Source organism: Nonomuraea sp. NPDC049758 (genome assembly GCF_040674635.1).
Lineage (GTDB): Bacteria > Actinomycetota > Actinomycetes > Streptosporangiales > Streptosporangiaceae > Nonomuraea.
Window position 1 is genome coordinate 59,285 of sequence record NZ_JBFAMZ010000023.1, and the last position, 26,086, is coordinate 85,370.

At 69.4% G+C, this 26,086-nt stretch carries 30 protein-coding genes and 1 pseudogene; 9 read left to right on the forward strand and 22 right to left on the reverse strand.

Annotated elements, in window-relative coordinates; translation table 11 throughout:
• The first annotated feature begins 45 nt into the window (after nt 1-45).
• Nucleotides 46-1,014 (forward strand): helix-turn-helix domain-containing protein, encoded by a 969-nt coding sequence (locus AB0J46_RS42115; RefSeq protein ID WP_364340605.1) that lies wholly within the window; start codon nt 46-48, stop codon nt 1,012-1,014.
• On the forward strand, nt 944-1,108 hold the full coding sequence (locus AB0J46_RS42120; protein ID WP_364340775.1) for a hypothetical protein: 165 nt from the start codon (nt 944-946) through the stop codon (nt 1,106-1,108). The genes AB0J46_RS42115 and AB0J46_RS42120 overlap by 71 nt, the downstream gene beginning before the upstream one ends.
• 302 nt (nt 1,109-1,410) lie before the next feature.
• Here the strand turns inward: AB0J46_RS42120 and AB0J46_RS42125 are convergent, their stop codons facing one another.
• The 11 genes from AB0J46_RS42125 to AB0J46_RS42175 all read right to left on the reverse strand — a co-directional run bounded on the left by AB0J46_RS42125 (nt 1,411) and on the right by AB0J46_RS42175 (nt 12,747).
• Entirely contained in the window at nt 1,411-1,923 is a 513-nt protein-coding gene (locus AB0J46_RS42125) for a hypothetical protein (RefSeq protein WP_364340607.1), read from the reverse strand.
• 48 nt (nt 1,924-1,971) lie between these two features.
• On the reverse strand, nt 1,972-6,234 hold the full coding sequence (locus AB0J46_RS42130) for a trypsin-like peptidase domain-containing protein (RefSeq protein WP_364340609.1): 4,263 nt from the start codon (nt 6,232-6,234) through the stop codon (nt 1,972-1,974).
• A 22-nt stretch (nt 6,235-6,256) separates the two neighbouring features.
• Nucleotides 6,257-6,643 (reverse strand): CU044_2847 family protein, encoded by a 387-nt coding sequence (locus tag AB0J46_RS42135; RefSeq protein ID WP_364340611.1) that lies wholly within the window; start codon nt 6,641-6,643, stop codon nt 6,257-6,259.
• Between the two features lie 468 nt (nt 6,644-7,111).
• Complete coding sequence (locus tag AB0J46_RS42140) at nt 7,112-7,258, reverse strand: hypothetical protein (RefSeq protein WP_364340613.1); 147 nt, start codon at nt 7,256-7,258, stop codon at nt 7,112-7,114.
• A complete protein-coding gene (locus AB0J46_RS42145) occupies nt 7,252-8,556 on the reverse strand; it encodes an MFS transporter (RefSeq protein ID WP_364340615.1) in 1,305 nt (434 codons plus the stop codon). Before AB0J46_RS42145 ends, AB0J46_RS42140 begins: the two co-directional genes overlap by 7 nt.
• Nucleotides 8,553-9,107 carry a winged helix-turn-helix domain-containing protein gene (locus AB0J46_RS42150; protein ID WP_364340617.1) on the reverse strand — a complete coding sequence of 185 codons (555 nt, stop codon included), beginning with the start codon at nt 9,105-9,107 and terminating at the stop codon, nt 8,553-8,555. Before AB0J46_RS42150 ends, AB0J46_RS42145 begins: the two co-directional genes overlap by 4 nt.
• Nucleotides 9,108-9,208: 101 nt before the next feature.
• Entirely contained in the window at nt 9,209-9,388 is a 180-nt protein-coding gene (locus AB0J46_RS42155) for a hypothetical protein (RefSeq protein ID WP_364340619.1), read from the reverse strand.
• A 111-nt stretch (nt 9,389-9,499) separates the two neighbouring features.
• Nucleotides 9,500-9,928 carry a nuclear transport factor 2 family protein gene (locus AB0J46_RS42160; protein WP_364340621.1) on the reverse strand — a complete coding sequence of 143 codons (429 nt, stop codon included), beginning with the start codon at nt 9,926-9,928 and terminating at the stop codon, nt 9,500-9,502.
• Nucleotides 9,925-10,530, reverse strand: coding sequence for an NAD(P)H:quinone oxidoreductase (gene wrbA / locus AB0J46_RS42165; protein ID WP_364340623.1), 606 nt, complete (start codon nt 10,528-10,530; stop codon nt 9,925-9,927). The genes AB0J46_RS42160 and wrbA overlap by 4 nt, the downstream gene beginning before the upstream one ends.
• A 71-nt stretch (nt 10,531-10,601) precedes the next feature.
• The gene (locus AB0J46_RS42170; RefSeq protein ID WP_364340625.1) at nt 10,602-11,345 is read right to left on the reverse strand and encodes a helix-turn-helix transcriptional regulator; all 744 of its coding nucleotides are present in this window, start codon (nt 11,343-11,345) and stop codon (nt 10,602-10,604) included.
• A 271-nt stretch (nt 11,346-11,616) separates the two neighbouring features.
• Nucleotides 11,617-12,747, reverse strand: a complete 1,131-nt coding sequence (locus AB0J46_RS42175) for a serine hydrolase domain-containing protein (protein ID WP_364340627.1) — start codon at nt 12,745-12,747, stop codon at nt 11,617-11,619.
• Between the two features lie 363 nt (nt 12,748-13,110).
• Between AB0J46_RS42175 and AB0J46_RS42180 the strand changes: the two genes are divergently transcribed.
• A complete protein-coding gene (locus AB0J46_RS42180; RefSeq protein ID WP_364340629.1) occupies nt 13,111-13,467 on the forward strand; it encodes an RICIN domain-containing protein in 357 nt (118 codons plus the stop codon).
• A gap of 130 nt (nt 13,468-13,597) precedes the next feature.
• Nucleotides 13,598-14,116, forward strand: coding sequence for a hypothetical protein (locus AB0J46_RS42185; protein WP_364340631.1), 519 nt, complete (start codon nt 13,598-13,600; stop codon nt 14,114-14,116).
• A gap of 92 nt (nt 14,117-14,208) precedes the next feature.
• On the opposite strand, the gene AB0J46_RS42190 is transcribed toward AB0J46_RS42185, so the two are convergent.
• Nucleotides 14,209-14,379: a hypothetical protein gene (locus AB0J46_RS42190; protein WP_364340633.1), complete on the reverse strand. Its 171-nt coding sequence runs from the start codon at nt 14,377-14,379 to the stop codon at nt 14,209-14,211.
• 31 nt (nt 14,380-14,410) lie between these two features.
• Nucleotides 14,411-15,253: an IS3 family transposase gene (locus tag AB0J46_RS42195; protein WP_364340776.1), complete on the reverse strand. Its 843-nt coding sequence runs from the start codon at nt 15,251-15,253 to the stop codon at nt 14,411-14,413.
• Nucleotides 15,254-15,694: 441 nt separating this feature from the next.
• Between AB0J46_RS42195 and AB0J46_RS42200 the strand changes: the two genes are divergently transcribed.
• Together AB0J46_RS42200 and AB0J46_RS42205 are read left to right on the forward strand one after the other, a co-directional pair.
• Complete coding sequence (locus AB0J46_RS42200) at nt 15,695-16,249, forward strand: hypothetical protein (RefSeq protein WP_364340635.1); 555 nt, start codon at nt 15,695-15,697, stop codon at nt 16,247-16,249.
• A 38-nt stretch (nt 16,250-16,287) separates the two neighbouring features.
• On the forward strand, nt 16,288-16,857 hold the full coding sequence (locus tag AB0J46_RS42205) for a hypothetical protein (RefSeq protein ID WP_364340637.1): 570 nt from the start codon (nt 16,288-16,290) through the stop codon (nt 16,855-16,857).
• Nucleotides 16,858-16,915: 58 nt separating this feature from the next.
• Here the strand turns inward: AB0J46_RS42205 and AB0J46_RS42210 are convergent.
• The 5 genes and pseudogenes from AB0J46_RS42210 to AB0J46_RS42230 all read right to left on the reverse strand — a co-directional run.
• Nucleotides 16,916-17,100 (reverse strand): annotated as a pseudogene (locus AB0J46_RS42210) (IS630 family transposase); the annotation flags it as partial.
• Nucleotides 17,070-17,531, reverse strand: coding sequence for a hypothetical protein (locus AB0J46_RS42215; protein WP_364340639.1), 462 nt, complete (start codon nt 17,529-17,531; stop codon nt 17,070-17,072). The gene AB0J46_RS42215 and the pseudogene AB0J46_RS42210, both read right to left, overlap by 31 nt.
• Before the next feature lie 4 nt (nt 17,532-17,535).
• A complete protein-coding gene (locus AB0J46_RS42220; RefSeq protein WP_364340641.1) occupies nt 17,536-17,850 on the reverse strand; it encodes a hypothetical protein in 315 nt (104 codons plus the stop codon).
• A gap of 20 nt (nt 17,851-17,870) precedes the next feature.
• The gene (locus tag AB0J46_RS42225) at nt 17,871-18,371 is read right to left on the reverse strand and encodes a protein-tyrosine phosphatase family protein (RefSeq protein ID WP_364340643.1); all 501 of its coding nucleotides are present in this window, start codon (nt 18,369-18,371) and stop codon (nt 17,871-17,873) included.
• A gap of 42 nt (nt 18,372-18,413) precedes the next feature.
• Nucleotides 18,414-18,995 carry a CGNR zinc finger domain-containing protein gene (locus tag AB0J46_RS42230; RefSeq protein WP_364340645.1) on the reverse strand — a complete coding sequence of 194 codons (582 nt, stop codon included), beginning with the start codon at nt 18,993-18,995 and terminating at the stop codon, nt 18,414-18,416.
• Between the two features lie 167 nt (nt 18,996-19,162).
• Here AB0J46_RS42230 and AB0J46_RS42235 point away from each other — a divergent pair, with 167 nt between their 5' ends.
• Both AB0J46_RS42235 and AB0J46_RS42240 read left to right on the forward strand, forming a co-directional pair.
• Nucleotides 19,163-21,490 (forward strand): M28 family peptidase, encoded by a 2,328-nt coding sequence (locus tag AB0J46_RS42235; protein ID WP_364340647.1) that lies wholly within the window; start codon nt 19,163-19,165, stop codon nt 21,488-21,490.
• Between the two features lie 376 nt (nt 21,491-21,866).
• Complete coding sequence (locus AB0J46_RS42240) at nt 21,867-22,127, forward strand: hypothetical protein (protein WP_364340649.1); 261 nt, start codon at nt 21,867-21,869, stop codon at nt 22,125-22,127.
• 142 nt (nt 22,128-22,269) lie between these two features.
• Here AB0J46_RS42240 and AB0J46_RS42245 read toward each other — a convergent pair whose 3' ends face one another.
• The 4 genes from AB0J46_RS42245 to AB0J46_RS42260 form a co-directional block, all read right to left on the reverse strand.
• Nucleotides 22,270-22,740: a hypothetical protein gene (locus AB0J46_RS42245; protein ID WP_364340651.1), complete on the reverse strand. Its 471-nt coding sequence runs from the start codon at nt 22,738-22,740 to the stop codon at nt 22,270-22,272.
• A gap of 470 nt (nt 22,741-23,210) precedes the next feature.
• Nucleotides 23,211-23,534: a hypothetical protein gene (locus tag AB0J46_RS42250; protein WP_358293666.1), complete on the reverse strand. Its 324-nt coding sequence runs from the start codon at nt 23,532-23,534 to the stop codon at nt 23,211-23,213.
• Nucleotides 23,535-23,698: 164 nt separating this feature from the next.
• On the reverse strand, nt 23,699-24,073 hold the full coding sequence (locus AB0J46_RS42255; RefSeq protein WP_364340653.1) for a hypothetical protein: 375 nt from the start codon (nt 24,071-24,073) through the stop codon (nt 23,699-23,701).
• Between the two features lie 311 nt (nt 24,074-24,384).
• The gene (locus AB0J46_RS42260) at nt 24,385-25,176 is read right to left on the reverse strand and encodes an alpha/beta hydrolase (protein WP_364340655.1); all 792 of its coding nucleotides are present in this window, start codon (nt 25,174-25,176) and stop codon (nt 24,385-24,387) included.
• Between the two features lie 88 nt (nt 25,177-25,264).
• On the opposite strand from AB0J46_RS42260, the gene AB0J46_RS42265 reads away from it, so the two are divergent.
• A complete protein-coding gene (locus AB0J46_RS42265; protein WP_364340657.1) occupies nt 25,265-25,852 on the forward strand; it encodes a TetR/AcrR family transcriptional regulator in 588 nt (195 codons plus the stop codon).
• The last annotated feature ends 234 nt before the right edge of the window (nt 25,853-26,086 follow it).

The following is a 26,086-nucleotide window of genomic DNA, read 5'->3' on the forward strand; positions in this document are numbered from 1 at the left end:
CTGCGGCTTTGACCTCCAGGCGCCGCGCAGGCAAGATCGCGGTCTGTGTCGGTTCGTCTGCTGTATCTGACCTTAATCCGGGTGTTCGGCTGGCTGGTGTTGCTGGGGCGTAGCCAGACGTTCAAGGATGTCGAGATCATGGTGCTCCGCCACGAAGCTACCGTGTTGAAGCGTCAGGTTGTGCGGCCGAAGTCGGACTGGGCCGATAGGGCGCTTCTCGCGGCCTTAGCTCGCTTCCTGCCGTCGATGCTGCGGGCTCATCGGCTGGTCACCCCGGGCACCTTGTTAGCTTGGCGTCGGCGTTTGAGCAGACGCGCATGGACCCACCCCCACCGCACCGGCCGTCCCGGAACAAGCAAAGAGGTCCGAGACCTGGTCCTTCGTCTGGCCCAGGAGAATCCGAGGTGGGGGTACCGGCGGGTCCACGGCGAACTGGTGCGGCTCGGTGTGCGGGTCAGCGCGGCGACGGTGCGGCGGATTCTGCGTTCACGCCGACAACCGCCGGCGCCACGAAGCTTCGACACCTCGTGGCAGACGTTCTTGCGCCTGCAGGCGAAGGGGCTGTTGGCCTGTGACTTCTTCCACGTCGACACGATCTTCTTGAAGCGCTTGTACGTGCTGTTCGTGATGGAGGTGGAAACCCGACGCGTTCACTTCCTGGGCGTCACCGCCCATCCTGCCGGCGCCTGGACCGCCCAGCAGGCCCGCAACCTGCTCATGGCCCTCGGGCACCGGGCCACCTCGTTCCGGTTCCTCATCCGTGATCGGGACGCCAAGTTCACCGCTGCCTTCGACGAGATCTTCACCAGCCAGGGCGTCACGGTGATGAAGACACCACCACGAACGCCCCGCGCCAACTGCTACGCCGAACGCTGGATCCGCCACCGCCCGAACCGAGTGCACCGACCGCATGCTGATCTACAACGGATGCCACCTTCGATCAATCCTGAACGAGTACACCGATCACTACAACAACCATCGCCCGCACCAGTCCCGCTGGCAACGCCCACCTGATCAAGACGAGGACGTTGTGGTGCCGCTGGAAGGCCGGATTCAGCGCCGACAGGTGCTCAGCGGAGCCATCAACGAGTACCACCGAGCCGCCTAGCTGATCCGAAGAAACGCCAGCTCAGAACATGTGTACGAGTTTTGAAACAGCACAGGATGTAATCATCAGCAGGCGCAGAGCCAAGGCGCCTACGGCGTCGCTTCGCGATCAGCTTCGCTGACCCTTGACACGGCGGTCCCGTCCCGGGGGAAGCGGCTATGACAAGGACGGGGACTGCTCGAGCCAGGCCGCTGCCCCGGTCCAGAAGCCAAGACAAAATCGCAGCTCACGACCGTGTACAGAAGCTTGTCACCCTTCACACAGGCCGGCGCCATCGTGGACGTGTTCTGACGCGATCACTTTCAGTCGCAGACGCCCGTGGGGGCGCTGGGGCCGCACCAATTGAGGTCCAGAGCCTCGATGACATTGTTCGCCGTGTCAAGGGTGAAGGTTACCGGGCCTGTCGGCAGGAGCGAAGTGTCGGTGCTGTCGCCTATTTGCCCTTTGGCGAGCGTTCCGGACACCGACTCCAGAATCCCGTGCGCGACCGCGCCGGAGGTGATCACGCCGTTGACCATGGAGTCGCAGGGCGGGGGATTCTCGCCGCAGAACGCGTAGGTGCGTCGGCGCATGGTGAAGGTGCCGTCGGCCGCGACGGTCATGCTGTTGCCGTGCCCGCCCCATTGGCCCGTGAAGTCGGAGTAGTCGGGTGGGCTCGACGGCGCCGGGGATGAGGGGGCGAGGGTGGTCGCGCCCGGAGCAGGCGTGGGCGTGACGGCGCACCCGGCCGAGCAGGCCATCGCCGCAAGGACGAGGCAGGCGAGTCGCCGAGCGCCGATTCTTGGCCAAGCGGCCGCTGCTTGCGTCGATCTCATGGTCGATCCTCCTCGAACGAACGTGAAGACGGTATTCCGCCCCGATAGTCAGCCTCGGCATGGGTCGGAGTGGTCCGCGTCCGACGCGTACCGGTCCCACTGTTCTCCGGTCAGGGTGTCGCCGATGGTCAGGCATAGCCTCTGGACGACGAGCCCGGCATCGTCCGTCCAGATCTGGGTCCTGTTGATGGCACCGGCGGTGACGGCCAGCCTGCCGCCGCCGGGAACCCATGGCGGCCCGACGGCGACCGAGGCCTGCTGCATCAGGATGCCGAGCGGATTCGGCGAGACGTAGGCGCCGATCAGGACGGGACCGGTAGCGGTCGACAGGTCCCACATGCGTACGGCGCCCGTGACGTCGATGCTCACCAGGAACCGGCCGTCCGCGCTGTGGCGCAGCGCGACGACGGCGGATCCTGAACCCGAGGTGGTGGCCAGCCGTTTCGGCTCACCATCCGCTGTGACCTGCCAGAAAACGATGGCACCGTTGACGCTGCCAACCGCCAACACGGACGCGTCCGGCGCGAAGTCCATGGCGGTCACCGTGCCGAGACGACTGCCGAGGCCGTGCAACGGCCTCGGCCCGGCCGGATTTCGAAGGTCCCAGAGGCGCGCCTCGCCGGCACGGTTGGGCCTGACGACGACCTCGCTCATCCCCAGGAGCGACCCGTCCGCGCTGATCGTTCCGGGGCCGCCCGGAGGGCCGGGGACGACGGCGAGCAAAGAGGGCTCGGCGACGGATCTCGTGTCGATGATCCAGGCCTTGTGCAGGAACGCGTCCCGGGCCACGAGCAGGCGCCCGTCCGGGCTGAACCGCACGTCGAGGTAGTCGACGCCACCGCCGGTTCCCGTCAGGCTGATCGAACCGCGTCGCGAGGGGTGGTTCGGATTGCCCAGGTCCCAGAACGTGATCTCGTCCTGCGCTCCGACCGCCAGAGTGCGGCCGGAGAGGGAGACGCTCGCGCCGATGTCCCCTGCCCAGATGCGGCGCTTGCGCTGGGGATCGCTGACATCCCAGATGCCGACGCCGATGCCCACTCCGGCTGCGGCGAGCAGCTTCCCGTCGGGAGAGAGCGCGACCGAGGAATAGCTGACGTTCCCCGCGAGGGGCACGGTGGCGACCGCGTTCGGCAGCCACGGGTTGACCATGTCCCGGAGCTTGACCTCGTCGTTGGAGGACCGCAGGTCGTCCGATGTCTTGTCCAGGGTCGCAAGCGTGGTCCCGTCGGGACTGAAGGCCACAACGGTGTTCCCGCTCCCGTCGGCGAGGCTCGGCAGAGCCGAGGGATACGTCGGGTTCGAGACGTCCCACAGCTGCACGGGCTGGTTGTTGGTGACGTCGGCGGCGGCAAGGAACAACCCGTTGGGCGAGAAGGCCACCGAGGACTTGGCAGGGGAATCGGCTTTGCCGAGCACAGACAGCGCGACCGGCTTGCGAGAGTCGCTGGTGTTCCACAGGCGCACCCGTCCGTCGTGGCCGGTCGCGGCCAGCACATCGCCCAGAGGTGAGAACGCGACCGACCGCATCGGCTGGTCGCCGCCGATCCTCGTCAGCCGCTTCGCGACGGTGGGTCGCGTGACGTCCCACAGACCTGTGGAGCCGTCCGCGTTCGCCTCGGCCACCCGGCGTCCGTCGGGGCTGAAGGCGAGTCCGGTCACGGTCCCCGTTCCGCCGGCGAGCGTTGCCAGCGGGGCGGCCCCACCGTCCGAGCCCACCGACCACAGATCGATGGCGTGATCCGAGCCGCCTGTAGCAAGCAGCCGCCCGTCCGGGCTGAACGCGACGGCCTGGATCAGCCTTTTGGGGCCCGTGAACGTCCTGTCGCGGACCGGGTGGTCCGGTCGTGAGATGTTCCAGATCCCGACGTGCCCTCCGATGTCGACTGTGGCGAGGGCTCTGCCGTCGGGGCTGAACGTCGAGGCCGTCACGCCCTGGGGCGGCAGGGCGGCGACGAAGGCGTGCTTCTTGCGATCCCACAGGCGCAGTCGCCCGTCGGCCGTGACGGCGATCAGCAGATTGCTGATCGCGACATGGTCCACTCCAGGCGTGGAGATGGTCCCGGGCAACGGCAAGCCCGCTGGCAGTGCGCTGAAGGCCTGGGCCGTCCCAGCAGTGCGGTAAGCCGCGATGCGCAACTGCTTGGCGACGTTCGGCTGTGAGCCGTCCAACGCGGCAGCCTGAGAGACCAGTTGCCCGGACAGCGCGGTCCGGTGCTGCCGGACGCTGCTGCGATACTGATCGACGGCAACGCCCGCTGCGATCAGCCCGAGAGTGCCGACGATCGCCACAGCTGCCACGACAGCACGCCGCCTTCGCCTGCGGCGCGCCGCGGCGAGCCGGCTGGCGTGGATGAAGACGCGTTCGGTGGCGGTGATCTCGTCGCCGCGCCGTCGTACCCACTCCTCTGCCGCCTCTGCCTGTGCGGGGGGCAGAAGAGCGGCGGGGGCGCGCGAGGCGTTCTCCCAGACCCGCAGCGCCGCACGCAGGTCCTCCTGCCAGAGGCGGAACTCCCGGTTCGCCTCGACCCAGGCGGCCAGCCTGGGCCAGGCGGACAGCAGGGCTTCGTGGGTGAGTTCGACGGTGTGGACGCCGGTAGGCCGCCGGGTCGAGACCACCAGTCGCGTGGTGGCCAGTCGTTGGATCAGCGCCTGCTCGACGGCGCCGAACTGGTCCCGGTCGGCCACACGGCGGGTGTCCGGGGCGCGTTCGCCCGCGTCGAGCAGGGCGCCGGGCCGGACCAGCTGGATGAAGATCCGTTCGAGCACCGCCTGTTCGGTGGGGTCCGCCCATGACCAGAGTGCCTTCTCGGCGGTGGCGGCCAGCGCGCCGCCCACCGCGCCCAGAGCATGATACGACCGTGCCGTCAGCTCGCCGCGCCGCTGGTGCTGCCACAACCGGTCGAGGGTGAATTCGAGCAGCGGCAGTCCGGCCGCACCTGCCGGGGTGTCGTCCAGGATGCGGTCGAGCAGGCCTTCGGCGAAGCGTACGCCGCCGAATCCCTCCAGGGGGCGCGTGGCGGCTTCGCGCAGTTGATCCCGGGTCATGGGCGGGATCACCACCTGCGTGGCGTTCCATGCTGCCGCGATGTGCGGAAGCGCCTCCATATGGCGCAGGAAGTCGGTCCTGGAGACCACCACCGCCTGAACGGCTCGACGTCCGTCCGCTCGCCGCACGGTGAGCGCGCCGAGTAGGGAGTCCAGACGCGAAGCCACGTCGGGCGCTTCGGTGAGAAGTCCTTCGAATTGGTCCGCGATTACCAGGAGGCGTGTGCCCCGCGGCCGGCACGCCAGCAACCGGTCAACAATTATGGCCGACTCGTTGTCGTTTCCGAGTCGCCCGACCAGATTCCGCCACCGGGCATGCCATGCGGAGTCGTCCTGCCTCCCCTCATCAATGGGCGACACAAGTGCCCAGGCCAGTAGTTCCTCTGCTGTGTACCGCTGACCATGAGGGATACGGGTGACGAGGTAACGCCCCGAGCCGAGCAGGTGACTGACCAGGCCCGCGTTCACCAACGAGGACTTGCCCACCCCGGAAGCACCGAGAACCGGCACGAGCGACACGTTGTCGCGCTCCACCAAATCGATCAGCCGCCGCGTCTCGTGCTCCCGGCCGAAGAACACGGAGGCGTCCTCTTCGGTGAACGCCGACAGATCCCGGTATGGATTGCCAGCCAGCAGCGCCCTGCGCAACTCTGGCCAGTCGCGTTCGACCGACGCCACCGTCAAGGCGTATCCCGTGCGGAGGCGGGCGTCCGCTTCGACTGTGACGACGATGCCGACGACGGCTCCCAATTCCTCGTCCCAGACTGGCCCGCCGCTGAAGCCCTGAGCGAGCGGGAATGCGGCATCCGGGTCGGCCCTCAGCTGCCACCAGCCGGTGGCCTCCCGGCCTTCGACCAGCCCCGAACTCCAAACGCCGGCGTCCTTTCCGATGCCGCTCCGGGTGGGGAACCCGAACGCCCGCCATCGGTGGCCCGCCAGGCCGTCGACGTCCGCCAACCTGAGCGGCACGGCGTCGGGAGGAGGATCGCCGGTCAGTTTCAGTACGGCGAGATCTCCGCCCAGGTCGGCGCCGACCGGACTGCTGAAACAGACCCGGGCCTCCCGCGGGCCCCGATCCCCCGACAGAGGGAAGTCCACGATCGTGCTGTGGCCCACCGGCAGAGCCTCGTCGGCTGTCCGGCCGGCCACTCCGGCCACGACGTGGGTGCAGGTCAGCAGGTAGCGGTCGGCGATGAGAAATGCGGCGCCCTCGGGACGGTCGCCGTCCAGCACTCGCGCGATCGCCGTCTCCCAGCCCGATCCCACCGCTGTCTCCCCCTGAATCGGCTCACTCCGCCGTGGAGCGGCTCCACTCGAGTTCGAGGACGAAATGGGCGTCGGCGGTGCCTTTCACGACGACCATGCCCGTCTCCGCCGAGAACTTGATGCCGAACTCGGCGCGAACATGGTCGGGGCCGCCTTCGAGAGCGGTGAATCTTTGTACGATCATTTCGGAGATCTGTCCCACTCTGGCCAGACTCTCCTCGAACGTCTCCACCGACGCCTGGACCGCGTCCCTGCCCCGCCCGGCTCGGACGACTCCTTGACCGGTGTCGCTCTCGACGAGAAATGCTCGGCCGTCGCTAAGCGGAACTTCCAGGTACAAGGATCCTCCCCAGTCGCCATGTGTGACGCGCCGCCGACCGCGCGGGCGGAAGAACAGCGTAGTGAGCATTTCGGATCTATGTCCCGGAAATCGAAAGATGGCGTTCGGGAATTACGGATATTCCGTTGTAGGGAATGTTCTTGTGGCTTCAGCCTTTCAGGTGAGTTGCGTCCACGGGAGTGGTGTACGGGTTAGAACACGTGTCGAGCGCGGCGAGCCCTCTGTCGATGGTGTCGGCATGGCCGGAGCGCGGGATCCATTCAGGGAGCCATGATGCAATGACCCAACAGGACGGCGGTCGTGCTCGGTGCGTGCTCGTACGCCCCGTCACGCATCGTCAGGACCCGACACCGCGTGACACGCAGAACGCGCTTTGGTGGGAGGAATCGTCACCGGCTGGCACAGTACGGCACTTAAAGATCTTGCTTCTAATCCGACGGTCGCAGGTTCGAATCCTGCAGGGCGCGCTTATCTTGACCAGGCGGTTCCTTGATCGCTGGCGAGATCAAGACCGCGTAAACGCATGTAGCAACGCGCTCACAGCGCCGTCTTCCTGCGCCTCGACCGCGGTTTGGTGAGGCTCGCCAGGACGCCGTCCATCTTGTCGGTCGCGCCCTTCTGGACCTCGGCGAGAACATGCGTGTAGATATCCGCCGTGGTCGCCTGTCGCGCGTGCCTCAGCATGGACTGGATGAGCTTGAGACGCGTACGTCCGGTTCGGTGGTCGCGGGGCCGGGCAACCGACCGGTGGGCAGGTCGCGCAGGCGCCGCAGCGGACTGGCGAGCAGGATCAGCCCGCTGAGCGCGAACACCGCCAGCATCGCCCACAGCGCCGCCCGCACCCCGAACGCCTCCGCCAGCGCCCCAGCCAGCACCGCTCCCAACGGGATGGCGCCGAAGGTCACCACCTGCACACTCGTCGAGACCCGGCCCATCAACGCATCGGGCACGTACGCCTGCACGAACCCGGAGAAGACGACGTTGCCCGCCACGATGCCCGCGACGATCACGACCCCGGCCATGACGAACACCACCAGCCCCACCCCCTGGTCGGCCAGCGGGATCAGCAGCCCGACCGGGGCGAGCCCGGCCTTGCCCAGCAGTACCGCCCGCGCGCTGCCGAAACGCGTCGCCATCCGCCGCGCCACCGCCGCGCCGACGACCCCACCCAGGCTGGTGGCCGCGATCAGCACCCCCGTCACGCCAGGGCTCACGCCGATCTCGCCGATCAGGAAGACGACCAGGAGCGACTGGTAGCCGGTCAGCGCCAGGTTGGCGACGCAGCCGTACAGGGTGTTGCCGCGTAGCAGCGGGTCGTGCGCGACCGTGCGCACCCCCTCACGGATCTCCGGCAGCAGCCGGCGCCGCGACCGCTCGGGGACGGGCTCGGCATGCCTGATGCGTGACAGGCAGAGCGCCGACACGGCGAAGGTCACGGCGTCGACGACCAGCCCGCCGAGCGCCGAGAGGAGCTGGGCGAGCAGCCCGGCCAGGCCGGGACCCATCAGGTTGGCCACCTGCTCGCTGCCCTGCAGCTTGGCGTTGGCCTCCAGCAGGTCGTGCCCCGCGACGAGGGAGGGCAGGTAGGCGCGGTAGGCGGTGGCGAAGAAGACCTTGGCGATCCCGGCGACCAGCGCGACGGCCAGGAGCTGGCCGACCGTCAGCCGGCCGGCCACCGCCGCCAGCGGCACGCTCACGAAGGCGGCCAGCGACACCCAGTCCGCGGCGAGCATCACCCGGCGGCGCGGCAGGCGGTCGATCCAGGCGCCCGCGGGCAGCCCGATGAGCAGCCACGGCAGCCAGGCGGCCGCCGACAGCAGGCTGACCTCGAACGCCGAGGCTTCCAGGACGGTGATCGCGACCAGGGGCAGTGCCACGGTGGTGACGGCGCTGCCCAGGCTGCTGGCGCTCTCGCCGATCCACAACAGCCGGAAGTCCCTGTGCTGGAGCAGGCCGAACCGGCTCCCCGGAGTGCGGGTCACGGACGCCCCGGCACGGCCCTGGCGAAGGTGAAGACCGTACCGCGCTCGCGGCCGTCGTCGGGCAGCTCACGCCCGGCCCACCTGTCGATGACGGCCTGCAGCTCCGCGGCGAAGTCGGCCAGCTCCTCGTCGGTCACCCGCAGCCACCCCTCCGTGGAGAACGGGCCGAGCGGCCAGCGCTCCTGCTCCTCCTGAGGCTGGTCGGCCCAGCGCCGCACGTGCCCGGTCTGCCGCTCCAGGTTGAGTGACTCCAGGGCGCGGGCGATCGTCTCCCCGGCGGCGTCGCCGGTGAAGTCGGCCGAGGACCAGCGCAGCGTGGGGGTGGTACGGCGCCACCACCGCTCGCGCCGATCGCGGGCCAGCTCAGGGGCCTCCTCGATCAGCCCTGCGGCGGCCAGGGCCCGCAGGTGGTGGCTGAGGTTGCCGACGGCCTCGCCGGTGTGCCCCGACAGGCTGCTGGCAGTGCCAGGGCCCTCCAGTTTCAGCAGGTCGAGCAGGCGGCGGCGCAGGGGATGCGCCATGGCGGCGAGCACCCGCGAATCGGTGATCATACGATGGACAGTATATGTACAAGATCTGTTGCACAATGATCCTTGTGTATTCCGGTGGAGACTTCCCCGGGATTGCAGCGGTGCCTGGACGCAGGATTCGCTCAGCCCGGGGTGGCATCCGCACGTTCGTCGGCGGACTTGCGACGGGCCGGGCTGATCAGCCTGGTGACCATCGGCAGCGCGCTCAGATCGAGGGCGTCGTCGATCGCCTCGGCCTCCAGGCTTCGGGTGATCGCTGGCAGCGTCGCCGTCCAGCGATGACACCTCGATGAACGAGACATAGGAGACCCGAGCGCTTCCTGATCGTTCTCAGCGCCAACGGCTGTCCGCCGGTTCCCAGAGACGCGGGTTCTCACTTGAGTGTCCACAGCTCCCATCCTCCCCGCACCACCTCAGCCTTCCGGCGGGAGCCACGCCTGCAGGGTCCGCGGGTCGATCGGCACCGAGACGTGCTCATGGGTGATCAACCACCGTCCCCCCACCCGCCGGAACCCGAGGGACGATCTCACCCAGATCGACGTCTGGAGGCCGTTCCTGCGTTTCCCGCTGTCCAGGTGGAGCATGTGCGCGAACGCGACGTCCACGCCCGCCGCGACGACCAACTCGCGGGTCTCCAGCGCGATGGGCCCGTCGTACTCCCCGAACCAGCGGACGAAGTTGCGGCGGGCCTCATCGAGCCCGGCGAACCTCATCGGGGGGACGACGTCGTAGTACACGACGTCGGGAGCGTAGAGCGCGATCAACCGATCGACGTCCTTGACCCGGCAGGCGTCGGCGCGCATCTCCAGCAGTGCGCTGATCGCGGACTCCTCCGACATCATCGCCGTCCGGCCTTGAGCGCGGCCGCGATCTCGGTGACGCGGAAAGCCTGGTAGGCGGCGGCCTGCAGGGCCAGCTCCGTGGGCGGGCCGTCGCCGGCCACGTGGGAGGCGCCGTAGGGGTTTCCGGACCGGAACTGGATGGGGTCGGTGTAGCCCGGCGGCACGATGACGCCACCCCAGTGGTAGAAGGTGTGGCTCAGCGCCAGGATGGTGGATTCCTGCCCGCCGTGCGCGGTGTTGGAGGCGGTGAAGGCCGAGTACACCTTGTCCGACAGCTTGCCCTGCATCCACAGCGGGCCGGTGGTGTCGATGAAGGCCCGCAACTGGGCGGCCGGGTTGCCGAAGCGGGTGGGGGTGCCGAACAACACCGCGTCGGCCCATTGCAGGTCGTCGTGGCCGGCTTCGGCGACGTCGGCGGTGTCGCGCAGGTGCTGGGCCCAGGTCGGCTTGGAGTCGATCGCCGCGGCCGGCGCCGTTTCCGCGACCTTGCGCAGCCGTACGCGCGCGCCCGCCTTCTCCGCACCTTCGGCGGCGGCCTGGGCCAGCGCGTGCACTGTGCCGGTGGCGCTGTAGTAGATGATCGCGACGTTCACGTGTTCCATGGCCGTAACGCTAGGAGGCGGCCCCACCGGCCCGAATCCGTGGCGCCACGGTAGTCACCACCGGGGTCGGTTCACACCAGGCTCGCCAGCTCCTGCCGGGAGCCTATGCCGAGCTTGGGATAGGCCTTGTAGAGGTGGTACTCGACGGTCCGGTGGCTGAGGAACAGCTGCGCGGCGATGTCGCGGTTGCTCACCCCCGCCGCGGCCAGCCGTACGATCTGGAGCTCTTGAGGAGTGAGCGCCGCGAGCGCGTCGGCGGGACGGGCGGCGGGTGCGCTGTCCCGGTGGCGCGCAGCTCGGCACGGGCACGCTCGGCCCACGGCGCGGCGCCGAGCCGGTTGAAGATCTCCAGTGCCGACCGCAGCGGCGGACGCGCCTCGGCCCTGCGCCGCGCGCGGCGCAACCACGCGCCGTACAGCAGCTACGCGCGGGCGCGTTCGAACGGCCGGCCGCCCTGCCGGTGCAGGTCGATCGCGCGCGTAGTGCTCGCCCGCCTCCTGGGCCGGGCTCAGCAGGCCACGGCAGCGCAGCGCGACCGCGCGGGCCCATGGCCGGTCGGCCGCCCGGGCCCAGGCCGCGAACCGGGCGTAGGCGTCCGCCGCGCGGTCGGGCGCCTCGGCGCGGACGGCCGCCTCGATCAGGTCGGGGGCGGCGAAGACGACGGTGACCGCGGCGAGATCGCGCAGCGCCTGCTCGTACCGGCCCAGGGCGCTGAGGGCGACGGCGGCCGCGGTGGCCGGGGCCACGGCGCGGCGCCATCGGGGGGTGGCCGGCGGGGGCGTGAGGGCGGCTCTGGTGGGGTGGGACGGCGACATCGGTTCTCCTTGGTGACGGTGTGGCGTGACGGGAGGGGGTGAGGAACCTGCGATCGGGATGTGCAGGGCTGGCGGGGAAGAGATGGCGGCTGCCCCTGCTCGTAGGGAACGTCTCCCGGGCACGGGCTGACGGCGGGGGCGGGACGTGGCCATGAGCCTGTGTCGCCGCAAGATTCTGCTCGTGCTGACGGCTGCCCGCAGGTTCCTCCGCCCAGGATGCCGTCAGACGCGCACCCTGCCCAGAGGTCGAACCCTCGGGGCAGGGGCGGTCTCAGGCGCAGAAGGCGGCGTCGATCGCCTTCTCGAAGGGAGCCTGGTCGGTTTGCGGCTGCTTCTCGTTGACCGACAGGGCCAGCGTGGTGCGGCCGTCGGGGGTGGTGTAGGCGGCGGTGAGGTAGCCGGGGATGCCTCCGGTGTGGCCGATGATCTGCTTTCCGCAGCTGGTGGACTGCACCCTCAGGCCCAGGCCGTACGCGCCGATCTGGGAGTTGACGAACAGGCCCTTCTTCATCTCGGTGAGTTGGGCGGGCTTGATGACCTTGCCGGTGGCCAGGCTGTGGAGGAAGGTCGTCAGGTCCTTGGTGGTGGTGATCATCGCGCCGCCGGCGCTGGCGATGCTCGGGTTGAGTCGGCTGATGTCGACGTATTGGCCGGTGCTCTTCTTGATGTAGCCGTGGGCGTGCGGCCCGGGGATGGAGGTGGAGGAGGTGGGAGCGGAGGTGTCGCGCAGGCCCAGCGGCTTGATGATGCGCTTGGTGACCTCGCTCTGCCAGCTGTTGCCGGTCACCGCCTTGATCAGCATCCCGGCCACCAGATAGCCGGTGTTGGAGTAGGAAAAGCGCGTGCCGGGCTCGAAGTTCAGCGGCTTGGCCAGCGCGGCCGCCACCAGCTGCTCGTCGGTGAACCGGGTGAAGCGCAGCTTCAGGTACGGCTCGCCGACGGTGGGAAACTCCGGCATGTCGGTGTAGCTGAGGATCCCGGCGGTGTGCTGCAGGATCATCCGCACCGTGATGTCGTTCTCGCGTGGCAGCAGCCCGGGCAGGTAGGTGGCGATGGGCTCGTCCAACTTGATGCGTCCCTCGCCGGCCAGGTGCAGCACGGTGGCCGCAGTGAAGACCTTGGTGGCGCTGCCCATGCGGAACAGCCCGTCAGCCGGGACGGGGCGGCTGACGCCGATTCGGGCGGTCCCGGCGCGCAGCACGCGCTGGTTGCCGGCCTCGGTGAGCCTGGCCTGCACTCCTGCCATGTTGCCGGTATCGACTAGTGCGTCCATCGCCTTCTGCAGCGAGGCTGTTGTGCTCGGCGTCGTGGCCTGGGCGGCGTGCGCCGGGACGGTGGCAAGGACTGTGCCGGCGGTGGCGGCGGCGAGAGCGAGGGCGAGGGGCTTGGACGTGATGCGCATGAAGTGACTTCTCCCGAATGGTGATGCAGCGCCGTATCGGCGCTGGTCATCACGTTATGGGCGGCGATCACAGTAAACGATCCCGCCGGCTGCCCAATGCTCACTGGCATGGACGGCTACATCCTGGTAGGGCCTGCCCCACCAGCACGCGCCGCGCGCCAGGGCGGGCAGCGCCGGGTGGTGGGCGCGCGGGGGAGCGGTGGGGGAGCGGTGGTCGAGGGGGCTACCGCCGCCTTTCTGCAGCGGGACCTCTGTCCGGGAGCGGTCACGGCCGGAGGGGGATTTCGCGTGCGTAATCGTCTCTTTGGAGACGAGGCGACGCACCGCCACCTCCCGCTCCCGTTCGAGAGGACCTTTATGGACATGGCCGACGGTGGCTGGGCGATCCAGTGGACCCCGCACGGCCGGACCAACCAGATCTTCCGCCTGGAACCCGCCGATGGCGGCTACAAGTTCATCGCCGAACACTCCGGCAAGGCCCTGGACGTCACCCTGGCGAACCAGAACTCCGACTTCGCGATGCAGTGGAGCATCAACGGCAGCCCCAGCCAGATCTGGTACCTCAAGGAGCAGGAGCCGGGCGTCTACCGGCTCATCGCCAAGCACTCAGGCAAGGTGCTGGCAGTCGCGAACGCCTCCACCGACCCGGGCGCGCGCGTGGTGCAGTTCGACCAGGGTCGTGACGAGAACGAGCTCTGGCTGCTCAAGGCCGTTCCCTAGAGCCTGACGGCGGTCCGGTGAGGTACCTGGGCCGCTGAGGTACCTGGGCCGCGACGGCGGCAGTTCCCACCGGGTGACGAGGTTCGGCAGCGCGGCCTCGGGAACGGGGCTGATATGCCAGGCTGGGCGGATGACGACCTTCGCCCAGCTTCGCAAGGCCGCCCTTTCCTGTCCCGAGACGGCCGAGCACGTCATCGACCGAGGAATCGTCGCGTTCACGGTGCATGGCAAACGGTTCGCGTCGATGGGCAAGGACAACCTGGTGGAACTCCGTCTCCCCGCGCCGGATGCGGAAGAGGCGCTTGCCGCGCATCCGGCAGCGCAGCGGCTGGATCGCGACGCGACGCCGGTCGGCGTTCGTGTCCCGATCGGAGACATCAACGGTCAGCAGCTCAACCACTGGGTGCGTCGCGCCTGGCTCGCGCAGGCACCGAGGCACCTGGCGACGCGAGTGGCCGCGGGGGACGACGCGACGCCCGGTGAGGTCGGCGACCTGCCCAAGGCCATCGGAGGACCCGCCACCCGAGCCCTCGCCGGCGCAGGCATCACCATGCTCACCCAGGTCGCCGCACTGACCGACGCCGAACTGCTGGCGCTGCACGGAGTCGGGCCGAAGGCTGTTCGCGTCCTCCGCGAGGCGCTCACCTGAGGTCGCCGCTCCGTTCGATCGCCGGAGTCAAGCGCGCCTTGGATCTTCTCTTCGCAGATCCACCATGGGCCCGTCGGTCCGGGCGAGGGGCGTTACTTGGAGCGCCTGAAGAAGCCCTGGATGCCTTTCTTCTTCAGCAGGCTCAGCATGTGGCGTGACCTCTCGTTGCCGAGGTACGGCGCGGCGGTGAACCAGCCACCGTCGACCACGATGTCCTGTGCGGCGCCAAACGCCGATGCTGTTGCTGAGCTGGGCATTTGCAAGGCGGTCAGGCTACTCTGCGGTACTCGCTGGTCAGCCCGGTGACAGTGTACGCAGGTGCCGTTCACCATAGATGATCAGGTGGTCGTGGCATTCGCGTCGAAGTGTGCCGACGACTCGCTCGGCGAACGCGTTCGCCCGTGGCGAGCGCGGCGGAATCTTCAGGACGCGCACGTCCGCGCCGATGAGCACCTCGTCGAATGCTCTGCCGAACTTGCCGTCCCTGTCCCGGATCAGGAACCGGAACCTGTCGGCTCGCTCGCCCAGTCCCGTCAGCAGACGGCGTGCCTGCTGCGCCGTCCAGGCGCCGGTCGGATTTGCCGTGGCACCGAGGATGTGCACGCGCCGTGTTTCGATCTCCATGACGAACAACACGTACAGGCGCTTGAGGAACACCGTGTCGACGTGGAGAAAGTCGCATGCCAGGATGCCGGAGGCTTGAGAGATGAGGAACTGGCGCCAGGTCGGTGAAGCCCGGCGCGGCGCGGGCCCCAATCCCGCCGCCGCCAGGACCCGGCGGACCGTCCCCTCTCCCATCCTGTAGCCAAGACCGAGGAGCTCACCCTGGATGCGCCGATGTCCCCAGCGTGGATTCTCCCGAGCCAATCGGACGATCAGATCGCGGATCTCTTCAGAGATCAGGGGCCGGCCCTGTTTGGCGGGGTAGGTCCACTTCTTCTTGACGAGCCTGCGATGCCAGGCCGGCAGCGCCCGATCGGCCCGGGCCGGCCTGGGCTGGGGGACCTGGCGACGCAGCACCGCGACCTCATGCCGCAACACCAAGATCTCCACCTCTTTGGAAGCACTGCCCCGTGCGAGCAGCACCAGCCAGCCGAACACCCTGACCACCAGCCGATACAGAAGGCGTAACAGCACGAGAGGCAAGCCTGGAAGACCAGGTCAGACCCGCTGCAATCAGTTCTGGCACCGGACAGGCTCCTCCCTGGGCCACGACCAGGGCCCAACGCGCGTCGGCCGCCTCCTGCCGGGCAGTCTCGGCGCGGCCTTCGGCGGGCTCGGCCCGGGCCTGAGCCTGACGGCTGTCATGCTCGGCACGCTCGCGGGCGAGGTCGGCATCAGCGGCCGCGGCCCGCAGGGTCTCGGCGCGCCGGGCATGCTCGTCCGCCGCAGCGCGCAGCCGCCGCTCTGCGGGAGTGGATCGAACAGGAGCGCTCTGGTAAGAGGGGCTGACCCTCAACCGTCCAAGTTAAGTCCAAGGCGTTATCAAGCATGATCTTTTAGACCTGTGGGGCGGATGAGATCCATTCGCGGCAACACAGGGGGATCCAGCAAGTAATGGAAATGCTTCGTAAGGCCATGCCCGTCGCGACGGCGGTAGCCGCGCTGGCGATCGTGGCGATGGCGCCCGTCTCGGCGGCGTCGGCCTCGGCGGTGACGATCAGCGTTCAGCGCGCTCACGTCGAGACGGTGAAGGAGTGGCGGTCGAATTTCACCTGCCCGACGAACCAGGTGCTCACCGGTCGCAGCCACTACGGCGATGAGAACGCCGACACCACGTATACCTGCAGCTTCATCTTCATCAACGGTGAGCAGGTCAGGGTGTCGCTGCTCGACTGGAGTCCGGAGAAGAAGGAGAAGGACTCCTTCTACGAACCCGCCCTGGGGAGCACCGCGATCGCCGGGCGGATGCACACCGGTGACGAGAACGGCATGACGCGGTACCGCCCCGCGACGCTGTTCTGGCAGGGGCGGCAGGTGCAGTTGATCAACAAGACCTGGAGCGGCATCTACAAGGAGAGCAACCACTCCTGGACCGCTGGACACAACCAGGTCATGACCGGCCGCCTGCACCTCGGGGACGAGAACGGCAAGACCCAGTACCAGTACTCGACGGTGACCTTCGCGGGCTGAACCCACAGACGTACTGGCACGAGAAAGCAGGAAAGACGATGACGAAACACCGCACGACCGTGTCCGCCGCGCTGGCCGTCGCCGCGCTGGCGGCCGTGACCATGAGTTCTCCCGCAGCGGCCGCCGATTACACGATCGAGGTCCGGGCCGGTTCCACCAAGACGATGCCGTCCGAGACGAACTCCCAGTTCATCTGCCCGGTGAACCAGGTGCTCACCGGCCGCAGGCACTACGGCAATGAGAACGCCCCGACCACGTACTACTGCGGAACGATCTACATCAACGGGCAGCAGGTCTTCGTGCACTCCGGTGACTGGACCCAGCCTCGCAAGGAGAGCGCGGGCTATATCGTCGCCCCGGCCGACCATGTGCTGGTCGGCAGATGGCACGAGAAGGACGAGAACGGCCCCACGAGGTACCGCACCGCCGCGCTGTACTGGCAGAACCGCCAGGTGAAGGTGACCGGCCCGATCTGGAGCGACCAGTACAAGGAGAGCAGCCACACCTCGATGGCGCCCTCCAACCAGGTCATGACGGGCCGGGTCCATAACGGCGACGAGAACGGCAAGACCCAATACCAGTACTCCAAGCTGGTCTTCACGGACTGACCCGAGGCCACGCTGCGACATGGCTCTGCTCCTGCGCGGCCAGGGGTAGAGCCTGCGCGCGGACGGTGTCCTCATCGGCGGCCACCGGGCGCGCGATCACGCGACGGTGTTCCCCCCTGCCGAAGCCAACACGATCATTGCCCGCCGGTACCGGACCGAACTGGTGTTGCCCCGGCGGACGATCTGTTGCAGCTTCTGCCCTTCGGCGTCCATCAGTCTTCGTACTCGGACCGGTTCTCCCACCGCGCCTCCTCGCGCCAGCCGGACGTGTAGGACACACCCAATCGCCGATCAGAAACGGCCGGCTCCTCCCCGGCGGGTGTGGCGGAGCCCGCGGCCGTCGCTCGGTCGCCGCGTCGGGGAGCCGCGACTCGGCCCATGGCGGCGGGCTGAACCAGGCCCGGCGTTCGTCCTTGTGCCACTCCCCGTCCGGGTCCGCCACCATCGATTCGAAGTGGCCGTCCTTCGTGAACACCGACTTGGCGTGGAAGACGCCGTACCGGGCGGTCGGACAGGATCACCGGTCCAGGCAGAGCGCTGGTCACCCGGTCCAGCTCGCTCTTCAGCGACGACAGCGTCATCTGGACGAGGGGCGACAGGAACGCCACGACGATGCCGAACATCACGATCGTCATCAGCGCCGTCCGGATGCGGCGGGCCGGGGTCGGGGTCACCGGGTCACCTCTCGCTCGTGTAGTGGACCCACCGCCTGGACCGGCGGAACAGCACCAGGGCCAGCGTCGAGCCGTAGGACATCTCCTGGTAGGTGAAGAAGGTCTGGTACAGGTAGAGGTTGAAGAAGCGGGTCGCGCCGCCGGGGTCGCCGGTGCCGTTGAAGAGCACCAGCGGGACGAGGAAGTACTGCATGACCTCGACGACCGCGAGTACGCCGCTGATGCGGACGTTGCCGCCCAGGAACTTCGCTGACTCAGGCGAAACCTTTCCGCCGGAAAACGACGCCGTCGTCGGCGACATGTGGACGATGACCGCCAAGCTCGACGACCTGACACGGCCTAGTCGCGGGAGTCCGAGCTGAGGGGCGGCGGGAAGCGAAGCACCCAGCGGCGCTGCCATGGGGTTTCGACGGCCCGGCGGTGGTGGTGCTCGCGGGTCCAGGCGACGGCATCGGCCGGGTCGAGATCGGCCAGGATGGCCAGACAGGCCACGACGGTGCCGGTGCGGCCGACGCCGCCCCCACAGGCGACCTCCACCGCGGCTCCCGTCCGCGCTCGCTCGTACAGCGCGCGGATCTCTCGCACGGCCGCGTCGCGGTCGCGGGGCAGCCGGAAGTCGGGCCACCGGATCCAGGAGTGCGGCCACCGCAGCTCGTCCTCGTGGCGGCGGCGGAGCCCGTCGGAGCCCAGGTAAAGGCCGAAATCGGGCCTGGGCCCCTCCGGCAGCGGATGGCGTAGGCCACGGCCGCGGATCCAGGTGCCGTCGGGGAGCCGGAAGGCACCTACGAGCGGCGGCCCGCCCAGCGGACGGGCGGCCGTACTGTCCATGGGGTCGTTCATGGGGGTTCTCCTCATGTCTTGCGTAAGGTGGGGCGGTGCCCTTCAGCCGGCGGCGCTGCCAAGTCGCCGCCGTTCGCGGTGGTTCGCGACATTGATCCGGTTGCCGCACACGTCGGGCGTGCAGTAGACGCGGCGTCCACCGCGGCTGATGTCGACGAACACCCCGCGGCAGCCCGGGGCGGCGCAGGCGCGGAACCGGTCGTGCCCGAGCGCCCGGACGGCGCCGAGCAGCCCGATGCCGATGAACGTGGCCAGCTCCTCGGCCAGTGGCGCGCCCGGCCTGGTCGGTACGTGCCACTGCCATCGTCCGCTCGGATCGCGCTCCAGCACCGGCCGGAGCCCCGCCCGCCCGGCCAGTACGGCGCCGCCCGCGACGGCCTGGTCCTCCGTCTCGGTCTCCACGACGCCGCGCGCCTCCCGGCGCAGCAGGTGAACCTCGCGGACGTCGTCGTCGCTCGGCAGGCGCCCATCCGCCACGGCGTCGAGCCGCAGCCCGTGCCCCGCGAGGAACTCCGCCAACGCGTCCGGGGTCGGCAGAGCCTCGCCCCGCACAGTCGGCGAGGTGTTGGCCAGATCGCCGGCCAGAGTCGCCCCGACCGCGTAGTCGGTGATGGAGATCCGCACGCTTCACCTCGTCCCGGTAACCGAATAAGTCGGACTATAAGCCTTACATAGACCCGGAGGGGGCGGCAATGAGGCGCACGGCCGCTCAGACCTGCGGAAAACCGCAGGTCTGGACGGGCGGGCGCCTCATTCCGCCGGGGTAGCGGCCCGGCCTACCGTGCCTGGTCATGATGGGAAAGTTGTTCGATGTGCCGCGCCGGCTGCTGGCCGGTTCAGCAGCCCTGCTCGCCCTGGCCGCGGTGGTCATGTTCACAGCCATGGCGGACAGCACCATGCAACCCCTGCCGGCCACCGCCCCGGCCGACCGGTTCAGCGCCGGGCGCGCGCTGGCTCACCTGAAGGAGTTCGCCGCCGTACCACGGCCCATCGGCAGCCCGGCCGGCGACCAGGCCCGGGACTACCTGGCCGCACAGCTGCGCGCGGCAGGGCTCCAGGTCGAGATCCAACGCGCCGTCGGTGCGCGTTCCGCAGCGGGGCTGGCGACGTTCGGCCAGGTCGACAACGTCGTGGGCCACCTACGGGGTACGAACTCGACCGGCACCGTGCTCATCGCCGCTCACTACGACTCCGCGGCCATGGGACCGGGCGCCTCCGACGACGGCGCGGCGGTGGCCGCGATGCTGGAGACCGTCCGGGCGCTGCGCGGCGGTCCCGGCCCGCGTAACGACATCGTGCTGCTCATGTCGGACGGCGAGGAGGACGGCGTGCTCGGCGCCGAGGCCTTCGTCCGCGAACACCCCCTGGGCAAGGCCGGCGGCGTACTGCTGAACTGGGAGGCCCGCGGGGTCAGCGGCCCTTCGATGATGTTCGAGACCTCCGCGAACAACGCCCGCCTGGTCGAGACCTTCGCGGGCGCCGTCCCGGCCCCACGCGGCCACTCGGCCATGGTGGAGCTGTATCGGCTGCTGCCGAACAACACCGACTTCACCCCGCTGACCAAGGCCGGCTTCACCGGCATGAACTTCGCCTACATCCAGCGTTCCTCGCTGTACCACACCGCGGGCGACTCCATCGCCAACCTCAACCCAGGCAGCCTCCAGCACCACGGCAGCAACATGCTGGCGCTGGCGCGCACCCTCGGAGACACGGACCTGCGGACGCTGACCTCCGATCACGACGTCACCTACTTCCGCGCGCTCGGAACCATGATCACGTACCCCGGAGGGCTCGTCTGGCCGCTGGCGGGGCTGGCCGTCGTCGCGGTGGCGGGGCTGGCGGTGGTGGCCCGGGTCAGGCGGCTGCTGAGCTTGCCCCGCCTGCTCGCGGCGGCGGTCTCGGCGCTGGTGCCGTTGGCGGTGTCGGCCGTCCTGGCGCAGGTGCTGTGGGAGCTGCTGGTTGCCTGGCGGCCCGCCTACGACGCGATGGGCGGGCTGCTGCACCGGCCGCGGCCGTACCAGGCGGCGATCGCGGCGCTGTGCGCGCTGGCGGTCCTCGGCTGGTACCTGGTGCTGCGCCGCAGGCTGGGTCCGGCGGCTCTGGCGGTCGGGGCGCTGATCTGGCTTGCCGGGCTGGGCGTGCTGTGCGCCCAGGTCGCTCCGGGGGCGTCCTTCCTGTTCGCCCTGCCGGCGCTGCTGGGCTCGCTCGGGTGGCTGGCCGCGGTCGTGCTCCGCGCGCCTGCCTGGGCACGGACGGTCGTGGCGATGCTGGGCCCGGTCACGGCCGCGATGCTGCTGCCGTCCTTGGCCGGGGACGTCTTCGACGGGATGGGGCTGGCGCTCGGTGGGGTGGGCGCGCTGGTGCTGGCCCTGTCCGGGTTGGTCGTCGTGCCGATCGCGGAGCTGTTCCTGCCTGATCCCGCCGTCCGGCCGAAGCGGGCCGCTGTGCTCGCGGCGCCCCTGACGGCTCTTCTCCTCGTGGCGGGGCTGGTCGCGGCCGGGTTCGTGGTGGACGACTGTGACACGGACCGGCCGCGGCGCACGCATCTGGCGTACGTCATGGACGCCGTCACCCGCACCGCCCACTGGGTCAGCGCCGACGCGGACCCGGCGCCGTGGACCGAGCGGTACGTGTCCGGCCACGACGCCTCCGCGCTGCCTCCCGGGTACGCGCGCGGCACACTGTGGACCGGGCAGGCGCCGGCGATCGCCGCCGAGGGCCCGCGAGCCGACGTCCTCGCCTACCGCGGGGACACCCTGAAACTGCGCGTGACCGCAGGGAAGGGCACGCGCTCGGTGACGCTACGGCTCGACCAGCCGATCACGCACGCCACCGCGTCGGCCGGCCGGTTAGGGACGGCGAGCGTGCCCGTCACCGGCACACGGACCGGCACCTGGCCCACCGAGATCCGCTTCCGCGGCATCCCCGCCTCGGGAGTCCTGATCACCGTGCGCGTACCGGAGAAGGACCGGCTCCGCCTTACGGTGATCGCCGAGACCGACGGGCTGACCGCGGTGCCGGGCTTCGTCCCCCGACCTCCTGACCTGGTCGCCGCCACCAGGGAGGACGGCGATCTCACCGCGGTCACGCGCACTTACACCCTGACCAGGGATTCCTAGGCCGTGTATCGAAAGATCACGTGTGTGAGGCGTGCCGGTGATCGTTGAACGAAGAGGTCTCCGGTAGTTGGTTCAACGACCAAGAAGAACGAAACACCGGAGACCTCGTGGCCGGCGTAGTGGTGATGAGGCGGCACGCCCTCACTGACGCGCAGTGGGCGGGGCTGGAGCCACATCTGCCTGCCGCGTTGGGCAAGGGGCGTCCGCCGAAGTGGAGCAGGCGGCAGTTGATCGATGGGATCCGATGGCGGAGGAGGTGTGCCCCGATCCGGTGTGGCAGACGCCAACCGCGTACGGCACCGAAGCGCCTACCGCCACCCCGGCGTCGACGCCGACGCAGAGCACGCCTCTCGAACGCACGGCGACGAGAGCGCCGGTGACCGCGCCCGTGACGACGGCCGCCGCGCCGCCCACCTCGCCCGCGAGCGGCCCGGCCAAGACCTCGGCCAGCCCGACCACGGCGCAGCCCTCGGCCCCGGTGCCAGCGCCCACGGCCGAGACGACCACCATGCCGACCGCCCGCGCCGTCTCCCGTGACCACGCCGACGATGCCGGCGTCATCGCCTCCCATGACCAGCGCGCCGGATCCGACACCGGCGATCACCGCACCGGCGACCAGCCCCACGCCGACCAGTGAGCCACCGGAGCCGACGCCCTCGGCGACCTCGACCAGCGGCGAGCCGAAGCCCTCGAAGCCGGCAGGTGCACGGGCTCGGTGTCGGCGGCGACCGCGCCGGCGGGGACCTGACGCCGGGGGCGTCGAGGCGCTGGTTGACCGGTCAGGTGTTGGACGCGATGAAGCCGGCGACCTGGCCTACCAGCCCTGACACGGCTGCCGCGCCGGTCGCGGTCATGAACGGCCACAGCGTGTTCACCGGTGCGAAGTACATCAAGCCCGTCAGCACCAGCCCCAGGATGAGCAGGCCCGGAGAGACCGGGGTAAGGGTGGCCGGCACGCCCTTCCCGCCGCGCAGCAAGGCATTGTCGCCGTCGGCGGTGATCCGGGCGGCGTAGACGTCGCCCGGATCCGCTCTCTTGTGAGCGATGACCGGAACCGCCTCGCCGGTGGCGTCGTAGACGAAGGTCCCTCCGCAGGACCGCCCCCGCTTGGAGGCGAAAGGGGAAGATCTTGACTCGCACGCCAGCACGGTCACGGTTCCCGGCGCGGCGCTCTCGCTGATCGCCGGCCGGATGTCAGGCAGCGCCTGGACGGTGGCCGCCGTGGTCCACCCCGCGCCCGGGATGAGCATGAGAACCACCAGGGAGGCGTTCTCCAGAAATGATTGAACGGATGTGTCACTCCAGCGAATCCTGCGAGAGGCGGGGCAGCGTTTGCTGCGGGTCGTCCTGGTGCGACGGGGGTTCGTGATCGCATTCTGGGTCGGAGCGCTTGGAACTCGTCGGTGAATGACTGGCCGTGGTACACCCGCGCGCGGTCGCGGATCGGAGGGCGATGGCCCGTAACTCCGAGAGCATGGCTGGGGTTATGCGCGATATGCGGGGGCCGAAGAAGAAGTGCAGCGCGGCCACACGAGGCCCCGCGCTGGTCAGCGGGCTTGCGCGCGATGTCCAGGGTGGTGCGCAGGGTGTCACGGGCCCAGTCGACCAGCCGACCGGCGAAGACGTGCCGGATCGGGCTGGTCAGGTACGCCGACAGCAGGCGCGGAGGGCCCGCCGACCTCAGAGTCGGAGGGCCCCTTTCGCTGGCTCGCCGGCCGGATCAGCGCTTGATGTCGTAGCTGTGGCCCACAGCCTTGGGGTAGGAGCTGGGGCAGTGAGCGTACGCAGTGCGCGCGAGCTTGTCGCCCGCGTTCACCTTCCAGGAGCTGTAGACCTTCTTCTTCGCGGTGCCGCTAGCACAGGTGGCGACTGCGCGGACGTAGCCTCCACCGCCCGAGCAATTCGCCCAGGTGTAGGCGTGCTGATACCCAACTCCGCTGTTGCAGCCGCTGGGGAGCGGCTCGGCCTGGGCGGCGGACGGCATCATCGTGATGGTGGCCGCAGTCAGCATCGTGGCTGCAAGGCCAAAGATCGTCTTCTTCATCTGCGCGATCCTAGGCAGTTGCGTGCCTTGCGTGCCGATCGCACGTAAATATCCCCCTGTAGGGGGAGAGACTGCCAGGGGTCTCTCCCCTACAGGGACCAGCAGCCTGCTCCCCCCTCCTATCCCCGCTCGCAGCTCACAGGGCGACCGCGAGAGCGTGCCCCTCACGCCGGCGGCTGCGGCACCCACCCGAGTACCAAAATGCCAATTACCTTGACGACCGCCGCCGCCTGCGCCTGCACGACCGTCGAGGCCGCCGTGTTCGACACGATGCGCGCCGACCGGTGCCCTGCCCCGGCCTCGCCGGCGATCGCGACGACTGGAGGCGCGGTGAAGGTGCCAGCGGGCCAGGTGAAGGTCAGGTTGCCGTCGCCGTCGGTCACTCTGTGCCCGCCTTCCACACGGAGACCTGCTGGGGCGGCCTCGGCGACCGACCAGGACACCGATTCCCCCTCGTGCAAGGTCGAGACGCCGTCCGCGGTGCTGACCTGTGCGTCGCCTACCCACGCGACGAACGTGACCGCCTGCAGGAGTGCCACGCCGTCAGCGCTCCACGATCCGCCCGCGGGAACCTCGATGCGGTGGGCCTGAACCGTGACCGGGGGGCGCCCTCGACCGGGCAGGCGGCCGGTGTGATCGGCGTGTACGCGGCGGTGAGGTCGTCGGTGCAGGTGCCGAGCGTCGTGAGTGTGAGGGCGCCTGTCCTGCGTCGACGCCATCGCCGACCAATGTCGCCCGCCGAGATCCAGCGCCCACCGCAAGGTACGGGCAGGACCTGACCGTCGGGAGCTCGGGCAGGGATTCGCTGGTGTGCTCCGTCATGACCGGCCTCCAGCCGGATGAGTAATCGTCAACGCAGGGCATCGCGAAGTGCCTGGGCGAAGGGTTCGGGATCGTTGATGAAGGCGATGTGGTTGCCGGGGAACTCGACGTACGGGCAGCCGGTGCGTTCGGCGACGATGGGCGCGGTACGGGCGTAGAACGCGCCGGCGCTGGCGCTCCCGGCCGCGCTGACCACCGCCACCCCGTTGGCGCGGATCCGGTCGAGGTCCGGCAGGTAGTACGTGATCGGCAGGAACTCCCGCGACAGGAAGAACTGGCTGTTCGGGGTGATGTTCTCCGCCGAGATGCGGGCGATCGTGGACTCCGGGAAGCCGACGAAAGCGGAGTGGAACACCTTCATGGCCGCGACCTCGCCCTCTTTGACGAAGGTGTCGTGGGCGCCGTCCATGTACGTCTGCCAGAAACGGCCGTCGGGCAGGATCGACATGACCGGCGCCTCATGGGCGATCAGTTTGATGATGGCGGCCGGGTGGTGGGCAGCCATTTCCAGGCCGATGGAGGCGCCACAGCTGTTGCCGAAGACGTAGGCCCGCTCGTGGCCCATGGCGTGGATCACGGCGACGGCGTCGCGGGCCTGCTGGGCCATGTCCATGTCCCGGGTGAGGTCGCCGGTGCTGCGGGAGTTGCACCGCCGGTCGTAGCTGACCACCGTGTACTCCTCGGCGAGCAGGGCTGCCAGGCCGCGGTGGCGGGCGGCGTCGCCGCCACCGCCGGAGATCAGCAGCAGCAGCGGGCCGCTGCCCTGGTGGTCGTAGACGATCTGCGCGCCCTCGGTGTGCACGCTGGCTGTGATGACCACAAACTCTCCTTAAGATGCGAGGTGTATCTCATTTCCTCTCGCACGCTAACACACATAAGATGCGATGTGAATCTTAAGGAGGGTTTCGATGACGGCCACCCGAAGACGCGGACAGCGACTGGAGCACGCCATCCTCGACGCGACCTGGCAGATCCTTGAGGAGGTCGGCTACGCCAGGCTGACGTTCGAAGCGGTCGCCGCACTGGCCGGCACCAGCCGCCCGGTGCTCAGCCGCCGATGGCCCACCCGCGCCGAGCTCGCGCTCGCGGCCATGGAACGCGCCGCCCCGCCCAGCATGGAGGCCCCTGACACCGGCAGCCTGCGCTCGGATCTGATCGAGCTACTGGGGCAGACGGTGAAGGGGCTGGGCAGCGTACGCGGCGAGGTCCTGGCCGGATTGGCCGCCGAAACGGCCCGCGACCCGGACGCCGCCGCCGCCCTGCATGCCTGGATCGCCCGCTCCACCCGCGGGGACGCGGCGGCGACCGTCCTGGCCAGAGCGGCGGAGCGGCACGAGATTCGCGCCGTGAACCTTCCACCACGGGTGCTCCAGCTGCCCTTCGACCTGGTCCGCAACGAGGTGGTGCTCCACGGCCGCCCGCCGGTCGACGACGCGATCGCCTCCATCGTCGACGACATCCTCCTTCCCCTCATCCGCCAGCTCACCACCGCCTGACCCCCGCCGAGAATCACGTACCGCGCTCAACGTCGAAAGCCTCGAGTCCGCAGTCAGGTTGGAGCAGGACGCGTAGGGGCGCCGAATGCCGTGGCATCTCATGCAACCTGCGTGTATTCGTGTAGCGGGCCACCGAGGCGGCGTGGCGCGCCCAGCGGCCCTTCCTCCTGGCCCTTCCTTTGGCCTCCGGCCGGTCTGGCTTTACCCCGCTGGCCGGGACGCGGCCCCGGCCTG